The 13,919-nt window shown below is 37.0% G+C and carries 5 protein-coding genes; all 5 read right to left on the bottom strand.

From position 1 onward, the window contains the following. Positions 1–5,631: hypothetical protein (locus EV144_RS24140; RefSeq protein WP_166670560.1), on the bottom strand; the 5,631-nt coding region annotated here is incomplete at its 3' end. Positions 5,632–5,770: 139 nt separating this feature from the next. After that, positions 5,771–10,507, bottom strand: coding sequence for a PorP/SprF family type IX secretion system membrane protein (locus EV144_RS10715; RefSeq protein WP_134148671.1), 4,737 nt, complete (start codon positions 10,505–10,507; stop codon positions 5,771–5,773). A 1-nt stretch (position 10,508) separates the two neighbouring features. Further along, positions 10,509–11,978: a gliding motility protein SprC gene (gene sprC, locus EV144_RS10710; RefSeq protein ID WP_134148669.1), complete on the bottom strand. Its 1,470-nt coding sequence runs from the start codon at positions 11,976–11,978 to the stop codon at positions 10,509–10,511. Continuing rightward, on the bottom strand, positions 11,975–12,385 hold the full coding sequence (locus EV144_RS10705) for a hypothetical protein (protein ID WP_134148667.1): 411 nt from the start codon (positions 12,383–12,385) through the stop codon (positions 11,975–11,977). Before EV144_RS10705 ends, sprC begins: the two co-directional genes overlap by 4 nt. Positions 12,386–12,489: 104 nt before the next feature. Then, on the bottom strand, positions 12,490–13,779 hold the full coding sequence (locus tag EV144_RS10700) for a hypothetical protein (protein WP_134148665.1): 1,290 nt from the start codon (positions 13,777–13,779) through the stop codon (positions 12,490–12,492). Between the last annotated feature and the right edge of the window lie 140 nt (positions 13,780–13,919).

Genomic DNA, 13,919 nt, shown 5'->3' with positions numbered 1-13,919 from the left:
CGTGTATGGACCAACTCCGCCTGATCCTGATAATGTTACTGAACCAGTAGCAGCACCGTTACATTTTGGATTAGATGGACTCGCATTGGCGATAACTGGTATTAAGGCGTGAACATCTCTTGTTCCTGAAACTGCAGGACATGAGTTAACATCAAATACCTGGAACTGGTAGGTTCCTGCTGTTGATGTATCATAAGTAAAACTGGTTCCCGTTACTGCTCCTAATGAGGTATAAGAAGTACCGCCATTGGTAGAAACACCATAAGTATATGGTCCTGTTCCTCCCTGGATGGTTCCTGTTATTCTCGCTGCAGACGGTGTTTTACAATCAATGTCTTTGTTTAAAACTATAGATACTAATAATTGATCTGCTATAATCTGGCTTACTGCTGTTGATTTACAGCCGTAAGCATCTTTTACAATTACAGTGTAAGTTCCCGGAAGTAAATTAGAGAACGTATCTCCTGACTGGTAGCTTGTCCCATTATTGATACTGTATTCATATGGTGCAACACCGCCTGTTCCGGTAACTTTAATGGTTGCCTGATTGGTCGTGTCATAACAAATATCTGATCCTGTTACGCTCGCTGTTGGAGCCGCTGGTGTGCTTAATGTGAATGTTTTGGTAACAATACATCCGTTAGAATCGGTAACCTCCGCAGTATAAGTTCCTGCAAGGGCCAGTCCTGTAAAGGTAGCTGAAGCCTGAGGACCTAAGATTACTCCTGGACTAGGCTGGATGATTCTGTAAGAGTTCCCTCCCCATCCGCCATTGGCTGTAAGGACAACACTGCCTGGTGCATCACAAGTAATAGGACTTGGTGCTGCTGTTAATGTCAGCGGTGAAGCCGGTGAAGCGATCGTAACCGAAGCTGAAGCACTACAGCTTGTAGCGGTATTGGTAACTACTACCGCATAAGTCCCTGCTGCAAGGTTTGTCAGGCTGATCGGTGATGTGCCTGCTCCCTTAGAAACTCCGTTTAATGTATAGCTAAAGCCTGTTGATCCCGTAACAGTAAAAGTAGCTGTTCCGGTTGATGTACCTGAACAAAGAACATTAGTAAAGCTCTTGCTTACTGTTAATGCAGGTAAATTAGCAACAGTATAATTGTCCTGGAACGTACAGTTCTTAGCATCTTTTACCTCAAATCTGTAAACAATTCCCGGATCTAAATTCGTAAATATCCCAGACGTTAACCCTGATACATTAGATGTATAGGCTGCCGGTGAAACAATACTGTATGTTTTAGCTCCTGATCCGCCTGTAGAGGTAACTGTAATACTCACCTTAAGTGTCGGACAGCTCAAGGCTGAAGGACTGAAACTTAATGCCGTAGGAGGTGTCAATGGATCTAGTGTTACAGGGGCTGTTGTTCCTGTACACATGTTGATATCACGAACCGTAATTGTATAAGTTCCATTGGTTAAACCCGTAAAAGTATCTCCTGCCTGGAAATCAACACCGTTGATGCTGTACATATAACCAGCTGTTCCTCCCGCTGCGCTGATAACTTTGATGCTGCCGGTCTGCCCGCATAAGTAAGGGGTAACCTGCGTCGATGCTGTGATCACAGCAGGCTGGCTAAGGGTGATGCTTCCAATTGTAGATACACAGTCGTTGCTGTCTTTTACCTGGTAGCTGTAGGCTGTTCCTGCTGTTAAATTTGAATAAACCGTAGTGGTCGAAAAACCAAGACCGTTAAAATTATACGTGTATGGACCAACTCCGCCTGATCCTGATAATGTTACTGAACCAGTAGCAGCACCGTTACATTTTGGATTAGATGGACTCGCATTGGCGATAACCGCTGTTAAGGAGTTTACCGTTCCGTCTTTTGTAGCGGTACAACCATTACTATCTTTAATATCAAATGTATAAGTCCCAGCATCAGCAGTACTATAACTAAAAACTGTTGTTGCAATAGAACCGCTTGTAAATAATAATTGTCCTGTGGTTTTATTTTTTACAGTGTATGTAAACGGTGCTGTTCCCCCGTTTATGGTAACTTCTATTGTTGCATCTTTTACTGTTTTACAACTTAGAGCCGTTTTAACAGCGGTTGTTGCAGAAATTTGTCCATCAATTTTTTGGCTGATTGCACTAGCTTTACACGAGTTATTATCCCAAATTATGAAATTATAAGTCCCTGTTGCTGTTGCTGTATAACTTAAAGTGTTTCCTGTAAAACTTATTGGTGTAGTATTATAAGCACCAGAATTTAAACTTACTTGGTATCTGTATGGTGCTACTCCACCTGAAACATTTACATTAATAGTTGCACTTGTGCCGCCAAAACATAAACCTGTAGTTTTATCAACTTCTGCTGTTGGACCTGTAGGATCTGCAACTGTAATTTTTGAATCGTTACTATCACTACAAGAATTTATATCAGAACCAGAAACGGTATATGTTCCTGCTGCTACATTGGTTAAAATTCCATTTGCAGGAAAAGTTCTTACTGCTCCATTTGCGTCATTGGTAAGTATAAGTGTATAAGGAGTATTTCCTCCTGTAGCAGTTGCTTTTATAGATGTAGGAGTAACACAGTCACCTGGTGTGGCTACCGCTTCTACAATAAACTCGGCAGGTGATCCAATTACTGGTGAAAGTGTCTTAGTACAAGCTTCACCTGTTTTTCTACGAATTCTAATATCGTAAGTTTTAGCCTGAAGATTTGTAATGGTAAGATCTGGATTGCTTGAAGTCACCCAAGATCCAGCTGCACCTCCACTTAAAGAATACTCATATTCAGTACCAAAGTTTCTTACTTTTAAAGTTATTGTACCATTTCCTTGGCCTTTACACTTTTCATTTGTAAATCCAGCAATTTCTGCTATAAAACCTTTTTCATCCTGAACTGTAAATTTGAATGGATCTGTAGAAACACAAGTTCTTGGTGTTTGAAATACTACAACATCATCTAAAACTAAATCATTTCCAAAATCTACAGCACTGTAAGATCTAATAACAAAATCTAAGGTAGTGTAAGATCCAGGATTTAAACTCATATTATAGTTTTCCCATTTATTACTTTTGGGTACTACCCCAGTTTCTTGAGAAGCTACTAAAGTCTGAGATGGTAATCCGTAATCTGCGATTAATTGAATGGTGATATTTGGATCATCATTTGCAGCATTACCTGGAGTATTCTCAATTAAATTTCCTACCCAAAATGAAATTTTAACATCCTGATTAGGAATTACGTCATAAATAGGTTTTCTATAAATAATTCCACCAATACCAGCTACTCCACCAATATTAATTGCCAAAAATCTTCCTTGAGAATCTACAGGACCGGCAGCAGAGGTGTGATCTCTAAAATCTAACCAGCTCCCAAATCTGTATGTAATTCTGTTTACAACTGCATATTCTCCATCATTAATATTATTGTCAGTATTACATGCATATCCTGGAGGGTGAGTACCAGACATGTTCTCAAAACAATATGCCGGATTAATACCCGGTGATGTTGTTGGATTTCCTCGACCAAAATTTTCTGTAAGCAAATTACTTTGCGTAGATACTTTTACTAAATTATATTGTACCTTAATTTCATGATCCCCTGCAGCAATATTAGGAAAAACATTCGGTGGTTCATTAGTATTAACAACGCCGTCAATTAAGTAACTATATTCGTAGTTCAAACCTCCCGGACTAGTAACCGATGCACTTATCGTTGCCAAACCATCACAATCATATGTAATTGCAGAATATGTAATTACAGGATTTGCTGGTTTAGGATCAATAATAATCCCTGGCATTGAGTAAATACAAGGTGTTGGAAGAGAGGAGTCTTTTATGTACAGAGTATATCCTGGAGATGCACTTGGAGGCAAAGCCGCTTCGTTTGTAGCTATATAAGTATTTCCACCATCAAAACTGTAAGTATATGGAGGTGTTCCTCCAGATGGATTTGTAATTCTAACGATACCATTGTCTCCTGCACAACCTGCTAAGGCAGCAACTCCAGCAGATGCTGTTAAGGCATTTGGAGCATCTAAAATTGTTACAACTACATCATCATTACACCAATTATTATTGCTAGATAATCGATATCTAACTCTGATAGTATATGTTCCTGGTCCTAGGCCGCTATAATCGTAACTAGATCCTGTAGAACCTGATATATATGAATCGGAATCTAATCTATACTGTACAGTATAACTATTCGTATTATTTATTTTTACGTTTATTTTTCCTGTCGCCGAGTTACAATTTGGATTTGACGGCGTAATAACATAATTCGGTTTTGCAATTGAAGTTCTATTTGTTGAAACAGTTGTTGTACAACCGTTTAAGTCTTCAACTCTAACACTATATGTTCCTGTAGTTGTTACAACAACAACATCAGAACTATTAGCAACATAAGCACTTCCATTTATACTTACAAAATATTTATATGGAGAAGTTCCTTGAGAAGCGTTGATTTTAATATTATCCGTAGAACATGCATTTCCGGTTGCTGAAGTTGTTAATGTAGCTGTTAATGCTTGTGGTGCATTATTAATGGTAAGGTTTCCTGTAGTATTAGATACACACGGATTACCATCTACACTAACTTGTGCTTTATAATCATTACCCGGCGCTAAATTGTCAAAAGGGAATTCTGGCGCTGCAGTGGGTCCGATGGTGCTTACTAAAACATTATTTTTAAAAATTCTAAAATAATATTTAAGTCCAATGTCTCCTGTATTAATTTTAATTGTACCTCCCGTACCTCCAAAACATTTTGGCTGTGTTATAGTGGTCGATATAGAAAGTGGATTAGATGTAATTGCGTTCTTTCTTACTCTAAAAACACAACTACTTGGTACATTTTTTAATCTAATAAAAACATCATAGTTATTCGCCGCAGTAATATTTGCAAAAATATTACTGTCTTGCCATCCTGTTGTAGGTGTAGCTGTAGGTGTTGCCGTAGTAGAAGTAGGAGCAATAGCATATTCGTATCCAGAACCAAATCCTCCAACTATTATTTTACCAGGAATAGAACTAGTACCTGAACCAGTACAACTAGTACCTGTAACAATGTTACTTTTTTTAATGTTTGTAGGATCTAAATCATTAGTATAAACATTAAAATAAAAAGTAAATACTGTAGCGTCTGGATAAGTAATTTTTAATCTGTATTCACCTGCAACACTTGCACTGTAATTTGGACCTGTTGCAACTTGTGTCCAACAGCTGTTTGCTGCGGTCTCGCTTGCACAATTTACATTCGCGAAAGCGGTACATGTTCCTCCAAGTTTAGACCACACAATATTACTTGCAAGCGCATTTGTAATGCCCGTTTCAATTAATCTCGCATCATTACTACCGCAAATAAATAATTTGGGAAGTTCTTTACCGTCATTAGGACAAATTGAAACTGTTCCTGAATAAGGTGCCTGTGCATACTTAAGAACAGGATTTGGAATAATAGGCACAGCAAAATTATCAACTTCTTTCTCTTCAGAAATTGGAGAATTAAGTAGATTATTAAACTGATTATTCGTTTTGAAGAATAAATTTTCTTCTAAACTCTTGTCCGATTTCGAGTCAAATGCGATTAAATTTTGTGAATAGGAAACAAAATTTAATAACATTGCCAAAGCAAAAATTAGCGTTCTTAAAATAGTAGGTCTCTTCATAATAATTCTCTTGTTTTACTTATTTTATCTTCTGAGGGGCATCAGAAAACTAAATAATTAATATTCTAAAACATTTTATTTTTAGTATTTGCTCTTAAACTTTTTAAGAGTTTAAATACTTATATTTTTAATTTCTCTATTAATTCTCCACTTTTACAATTGCCATTTTCTCATTGTATGGCTTGTTTGCTTTTGTTTCCAATGCTTTTGTGGCATCCGATAAACCTTCAAACTTCTCGTAATAGATGTAATATTTACTTGTTGTTACGTTGTAAAAGAAATTAACATCTGAACGTCCTGAGGCTACTGCCTTAGTTAAGAATTCATCTCTTTTTTCAACACTACTGTGTACCGCTATAATCATATAATAACCACTTTCAGCATTTTTAATATTCTTGATAATCTGCATATTTGACTGGTCTTCACCAAAATCAAAATCACTAACTGCTAAAGGTGTACTGCTTACTTTGGTAGTTTCCTTTATACGTTTAAGAGCTGCAAGATCCTGATTATATCTTCCTTGATCATTCTCATAAGCTGCACGCTTGATTCTACGTTTTTTCTCAATTTCAGTTTCTGCTTTAATGCGTTCCAAATTGGCTAATAAGTCGGCATTATCCTGCTCCATTTTTAACTGAGCTGCTTTTAATTGATTTATCCTTTCAAGATATGCTCTGTTCGTGGCATCATTTTTAGGGAATTTTTTAACTCTTTCGTTATATAAATTCGTCAGCTTAATAATTTCATCTTTCGTGTTTTTATTAGCTTCAGCCATTTGTAATTTCAAGGCTTCTAATTGACTGTTCTCTGCAGCTACACTCTTAAATGGTTTTGGCTCTCTATAAATACCTTTTTCACTTAAGTCATTTTCTTCTTTTAAGTCATTTAAGTCGTTTTGTTTTTTCGCAACTGTTGAACTAAACTGGCTTAATAAATCGCTTTGTACTTTACTTAAGCCTTCAATAGATTTCGCTAAGTTTTCCATTTCTTTAGCCGTATCATCTTTTGGAGTCGCAGCTGCTTTAGCTGCTGCTGCAGCTTCTGCATCGGCTTTTGCTTTAGCATCTGCGGCAAGCTTAGCTTCTAATGCTTCTGCATCTGCTTTCGCTTTTGCATCGGCAGCAAGTTTAGCTTGTAATGCTTCTGCATCTGCTTTGGCTTTGGCATCGGCAGCAAGTTTAGCTTTTAACGCTTCGGCATCCGCTTTCGCTTTTGTATCTGCAGCTAATTTTGCTAAACGAGCTTCTTCAGCAGCTTTGGCTTTTTCCTCAGTTGCTTGTTTAGCTTGTAACGCTTCTGCATCTGCTTTGGCTTTGGCATCGGCAGCAAGTTTAGCTTTTAATGCTTCTGCATCTGCTTTCGCTTTTGTATCTGCAGCTAATTTTGCTAAACGTGCTTCTTCAGCAGCTTTTGCTTTTTCCTCATTTGCTTGTTTAGCTTGTAACGCTTCTGCATCTGCTTTTGCTTTGGCATCAGCCGCAAGTTTAGCTTTTAATGCTTCTGCATCTGCTTTCGCTTTTGTATCTGCAGCTAATTTTGCTAAACGAGCTTCTTCAGCTGCTTTTGCTTTTTCCTCATTTGCTTGTTTAGCTTGTAATGCTTCTGCATCTGCTTTGGCTTTGGCATCAGCCGCAAGTTTAGCTTTTAATGCTTCTGCATCTGCTTTCGCTTTTGTATCTGCAGCAAGTTTTGCCTGACGTGCTTCTTCTGCCTCTTGTAATTTTTTAGCATCTGCATCAGCTTTCGCTTTCGCAGTTGCTTCTGCATCCGCTTTTACTTTTGCATCGGCTAATAATTTTGCTTGTAATGCTTCCATATCAGCTTTAGCTTTTGCATCAGCAGCTAATTTTGCTTGTAATGCTTCTGCATCTGCTTTCGCTTTTGCATCGGCAGCTAATTTTGCCTGTTGTGCTTCTGCATCCGCTTTTGCTTTTGCATCTGCAGCTAATTTTATTTTCAATGCTTCTGCATCTGCTTTGGCTTTTGCATCGGCAGCAAGTTTTGCCTGTTGTGCTTCTGCATCGGCTTTCGCTTTTGCGTCTGCAGCTAATTTTATTTTCAATGCTTCTGCATCTGCTTTTGCTTTTGTATCAGCTGCAAGTTTAGCTTGTAATGCTTCCGCGTCAGCTTTGGCTTTTGTATCGGCAGCTAATTTTGCTTGTAATGCTTCTGCATCGGCTTTCGCTTTTGCATCTGCAGCTAATTTAGCTTGCAGTGCGTCTGCATCGGCTTTTGCTTTGGCATCAGCTGCTTGTTTTACCTTTAATGCTTCTGCATCCGCTTTTGCTTTTACATCTGCAGCAAGTTTAGCCTGTAATGCTTCTGCGTCTGCTTTTGTTTTTGCATCAGCGGCTAATTTTGCTTGACGTGCTTGTTCTGCTTCTTGTATTTTTTTAGCTTCTACATCTGCTTTGGCTTTTGCAGTTGCTTCAGCATCGGCTTTAACTCTTGCATCAGCAATTAATTTTGCTTGTAAAGCTTCCATGTCTGCTTTTGCTTTTGCATCTGCAGCAAGTTTTGCTTGTTGTGCGTCTGTATCAGCTTTCGCTTTAGCATCTGCAGCTTGTTTTATTTTCAATGCTTCTGCATCCGTTTTTGCTTTTGCATCAGCAACTAATTTAGCCTGAAGGGCATCTGCATCAGCTTTAACTTTTGCTTCAGCATCTAATTTAGCTTGTAATGCGTCTGCTTCAGCTTTTGCTTTTGCATCTGCAGCTTGTTTTATTTTCAATGCTTCTGCATCGGCTTTCGCTTTTGCTTCAGCAGCTATTCTAGATTGTCTTGCTTCTGCATCGGCTTTCGCTTTTGCATCTGCAGCTAATTTTTCTTTTAAAGCAGCTTCTTCTGCAGCTTTTTCTTTCGCAGCAGCGGCAGCTTTAGCTTTATTAGCAGCATCAATTGCCCCTTTGGTTTTGGCAGCTTCAGCAGTTTTAGCTTTTGCTTCTGCAGCTAATCTTGCTTGTAGGGCATCAGAATCTGCTTTGGCTTTTGCATCTGCAGCCAAAATTGATTGTAAGTCAGCAGCTTCAGCTTTTGCTTTTGCATCTGCTTTACGTTTCGCTTCAGCAGCATCTGCTTTTGCTTTGGTATCAGCAGCTAATTTTATTTTTAATGCTTCTGCATCTGCTTTGGCTTTATCAGCAGCTAACTGTGCTGGTGTTTTCTGAGGCGCTGCAGGTTGAGAAGCAGCAACTGTTTTAGCTTTTCCTTCTGCATCCACTTTTGCTTTGGCATCAGCAGCTAGTTTTATTTTTAATGCTTCTGCATCTGCTTTGGCTTTATCAGCAGCTAATTGTGCTGGTGTTTTTGGAGCAGTAACAGGAGCTTTCGCTTTTGCACTTGATTCAGCATCTGCTTTTGCTTTTGCATCAGCAGCTAATTTTATTTTTAATGCTTCTGCGTCTGCTTTTGCTTTATCAGCAGCTAACTGTGCTTGTGTTTTTTGTGCAGCTGTCGCTGATGGTTTGTTTGCAATAGCTTGCGCTCTGGCAGCAGCAGCAGCATCGACTCTGGCTTTATTATCAGCAGCTAATTTTGTTCTACGTTCTTCTGCATCTGCTCTAACTTTATCAGCAGCTAGTTGTGCTTGTGTCTTTTGTGTTGTGGCAACTGCTCTGTTAGCTGTTGCTGTTTGTGCTCTTGTTGTGGCTGCGGCATCGGCTTTAGCTTTGGCATCGGCAGCTAGTTTTATTTTAAGAGCTTCTGCATCTGCTTTAGCTTGTGTACTTGCTGTTAGTTTTGCTTTTGCTGCAGCTTCGGCATCTGCTTTGGCTTTATCTGCGGCAGCAAGTCTTGCTTGTTTTGCTTCGGCATCTGCCGTTGCTTTAGCCTCGGCAGCTAATTTTGCTTTTTCGGCACCATCAACTCTGGTAATTGGAGTTGTATTCTTTTTAGCCATTACTGGTTTTGGCTTAGCCGGATCAATTACAGAACCTTCTTCGTCATCACCATAATAGTAATTTTTGTTTTTGAATTTATATGCAATAGCAAATTCATGAGAACCACCAAGATTAGAGAAATTACCCATTCCTCTTTCGTAGTTGTATTCTATAGCAATACTAGGCGTAATATTAACACCTAAACCTGCAGAAACTCCATATACTGTATTGTATCCTGCCTGTGCCCAAACTCCTTTCGGAATTGAAATCATAGCAAGACCAGAGATTACTGTTTTATCTTTTTTAACTTCTGTTTTTACTATTCCAGAAAATTTACTTCTGTCAAAAAAGCCATAAGTGTCAATATATCCAGTGTACATTGCGTGTAATTCAACCGCTCTTTCTGGATCATCTTTTACCATTCCAGATCCGAAATTATACAGAATTAAATTATTAACAGATAAACCAAAATCTAAAAATGCTGTACCGTAGTTAATACCCGGATTTACAGTAAGTAATGTGTTTGAAGGATAATTGCTAACATCAAGATTTGGATCATTAGTAATGATTTTTCCATCATTTAAACCGGTTCTGTAAGCTCCAACATTCAAACCAAAAGTAAGATTGCTGTCTTCTTGCAAAACAATATTGTGAGCAAAGTTTCCTACTCCTCCAAATACTGTGAAAAGACCATAATTTTGTTGAAATAACCCAAATGCAAAAGCTTCGTTTTCTCTAAAACGGCCTGAATAACCAAATAAGTAGGTATTTGGAGAATTTTCAAACTGAGTCCACTGTCTTTTATTATAAAAACTTACATACGCGTTTTGTTCACGAACAAAACTGAATGCAGGGTTAATTAAATATCTATTAAATTTTAATGAATTTCTTATTGGTAACGAAAACGAAACAACTCCATCCTCAGAATTGGTTTCTTGAGAATAGAGTACATTTGAAAAACCGTAAAATAAAGTGATGAATAGTAAAAGTTTCTTCATATTATTTTATAACAGTTATTGATCCTTTTTTTTCACCTGTGCCGGATTTAATGACATAGTAATATACTGGATTTATATTTTTAAAATCGAGCGATCCTGGCACTGGCCAGTCGCCTTGATAATTTACTGTATCAACAACCATATCTCCGTTTGAACTTAATATGATTACTTGAGTTTCTGGGTTTTTATATTCGCTCGGAATATCCCATACATTGTAAAGATTGCTGCTTAAACTTATTATGTTGGCTATTTTTGTAACTACAGATTCTCCTTCTAAAGAAACTCTAAATGTGAATTCTTTCGAAGCTAAACAACCCGTATTTTGAGAAATTATAACCTTATAAGTACCTCTTTTCTCTATATTTAATGTAGCTGTATTTGCTCCAGAAATAATGGAATTGTTTAAATACCATTCAAAAACCGGAGTTGTAGCATCTGTTGTTATAGCTACGTTTAAGCTTTCACCTTCTGCAATTTTGTTATCATTATCTACATCTACGTTTATAGATGCAGCAAATCCATTGCTTTTTAAATCAATTGTTCCTGTAGCAACGCAACCTCCAAAGTCAACATCTACAGTGTAAATCCCAGATTCATTTGCATTGATACTACGAGTAGTTGCACCATTTATAACTGTTCCATTTTTTTTCCAAACGTAACTGTTTCCAGCGGTAGATGTTAATATTGTTCCTGTTCCGGTAGAACAAAAAGGGTTTCCTAAACTAGAATTTACTGTAACAGCAGAACCAGAGCTTGAAGAAGTAATAACAACTCGATTTGAAGTAATATTAGGTTCTGAACACAATCCATAATCAACCTGACTATAATATGTTCCAGGTGCATTTGCGGCTAACGTTTTAGAACTTTGTCCCGCAATAAGAACATCATCTTTATACCATCTGTATTTAATATTTGGATATGTTTCTGGCGATGATCCAACAACTGTTGGAGTGTCATTATCAACTGTAAGTGATACTGAACCTCCAGAGCAAATTATTGCTGTTGTGTTTTTTTTGAAAATTGTAAATGAAGATTCATAGCTTTTGTAATAAGCTGCAAATGATGTGTTATCTGATGAATTTTTAAATCTTGTACTTACAGAACCCGTTGAACTTTTTATTCTTAAACTATAAATATCTGACCCTGCTAATGATGTTGGAACTGAAAATCTAATGGTTTGCTGCGTTGTTGAATTGTTTACAACTCCAAGTTTTTGTGTTGGAGTTGGTGTAGTAAAACTTCCTAATTTATCAGAAAGTTCAACTTCAAATGTAGTGCCATCAGGAAAACCAACATAAGTAAATGTAGCAAAATATTCATTGAAAGAAGGGCCGGCACAAAGTTTGTCTAAACCTTCTAAAGGTTGTGGAACAATGGTTTGCGTCTGGCCATAGAAATTTGTTTTAGTAAAGAATATTATACTAAAAAAAAGAATAAAACGGTAAACTGATAAAGTAGTTTTTCGAATCATATAGTACGTGTTCTTGCTAAGTCTATACGTTCAAAAAACAAGATATCGATGAATGTTTCAGAAAAATCATATTTGTAGTTCTCAATAATATCTTTTGCAAGAATTGAGGTAGCACTAATCAATGAATTTTCTTCGCAGTCCGCAGATTTATTAGTAGTTTCAGCTGCAATAGCAAGGCTGTCCTTGGGGTTGGACAACCTTACTATAAACTGATTATTATTGTCTGCACTGCTGATTTTTACGTCAGCTGTTGTTTCGCTCTGAATAAAAGAAACTGTGGTCAATTCGCAATCAGAAGCAGCAGCAACCTTTTGGTTATCTGCTGTATTCTGTGCGTATAGACTTAATGAAATAGGCGAAACTAAAAATATTATATATAAGAAATACTTTCTCGTAGATATAGCCATTATGTCTTGATCTTTATTTGGTCCGGTAGAGACGATGTTTAATTGTGTCTGGGGACTTATTAATAAAATTTACCCTTTGAAATAAAAATCTAAATCTAATCTAATTATTTTCCGCTAGAAGCTGTGATTTTCCCTAATTGAAGTCTGTAATCTGGTTTTTTAGGGTTAGAAATATCAATGAATGTTTCTTTGTTATCACTTTGAGAGTAAACATTAAAGAATACACTATTTCCATACCAGCTCTCTAAATCTTCATTGTTAGAATTGTACTCTGTAAAGATATTTCCGTTACATAGGTTGAAGTACATTTCTTCAAATTTGATTTTTTTAAGATTGGCATCATTGATTTCTGTTTTGCTGTCTAATAAAACTGCAGGGTTAAATCCAGAGATCACACTACGTTTCATTTCAAGCGAAGCAGCTTCTGCTACATAAACAGCTTCTTTTACCAAACCTGCCTGAATATCAGCTTTGATGTTTTCGCTATCGTTAAGCATAGTAATATTTGTAGCTGCTACAAGAGTTTGTTTTTTAGTAAAATCTGTTTCGCTTTTCTTTTCGAAAGATTTAACTTCTAAACAACGAGATCCATCTTTATTACTAGATAAGTAAGAAGATCTAATTGCTAATGAGTTGAATAAACGACATTGTACACCTTGTGTAAATTTGAAGTCATCATTTATTGATTTATAAGAAACTAATTTAGTAGCGTTTATATCACCTCCGTAGAAAGCAAATGAATCACCACCAGAGTAGCTTACCATAACGTTGTCAAGAATTGTTTTGTTTCCAACACCTGCAATAGTTAAACCGTTAAAAGTATCAACACCTTTAACTTTTTTACCTGCAAATTCGATTCTAACAAATCTTAAGATTCCTGAATTTCCGTCAACTTTATCACCACCATAAGTAGTAAGAGTAGGATCAAGATCTAGGTTGTAAGAACCAACATTTCCAAATTTATTAATTGGAGCATCACCAAGAATTACAAGTCCACCCCAGTCACCAGCTTTTTTCTGGCTACGATTAGAAGTAAATACAATTGGATCTGTTTCTAAACCGTCTGCAACAAGTTGTGCACCTTTAGTAACTACCAATGTTCCTTTTGTTTCAAAATCACCGATAATTAACGTTCCAGGTTCGATCGTTAAAACAGCATTATTGGTAACATAAACGTTACCCTGCAAAACATAGATATTCTTTTTCAGCAATTTAGTATTAACAGAAATATTTCCTGCTAAAATTTGGTTTGCTTCTCCATAATCAACTTTGTTAGGCTTAAATTCGGTCCAGTTATTCAACCAATTGTTGTAGCCCATAATTCCTTTTTCTTGCTGAGCACTCATACTCGTAACTGTCAAAAGAACGCAGATAATTTGAGTAATTTTTTTCATGATAAAGGGCGGTATTTGGGGGTTAATAATAAATTTGGGATATGCGTATGCGTAATATTATAAAAACTCATCTCGAGTTTTCTGAAATAAAACAGAAGACATCGAGAACGAGTTATTATTTTATAACTTCTTCAAAATCT

The organism is Flavobacterium sp. 270, assembly GCF_004368785.1.
Lineage (GTDB): Bacteria > Bacteroidota > Bacteroidia > Flavobacteriales > Flavobacteriaceae > Flavobacterium.
Note: the sequence above shows the minus strand (reverse complement) of the source record. Positions and strands in the feature narration are given on the sequence as shown.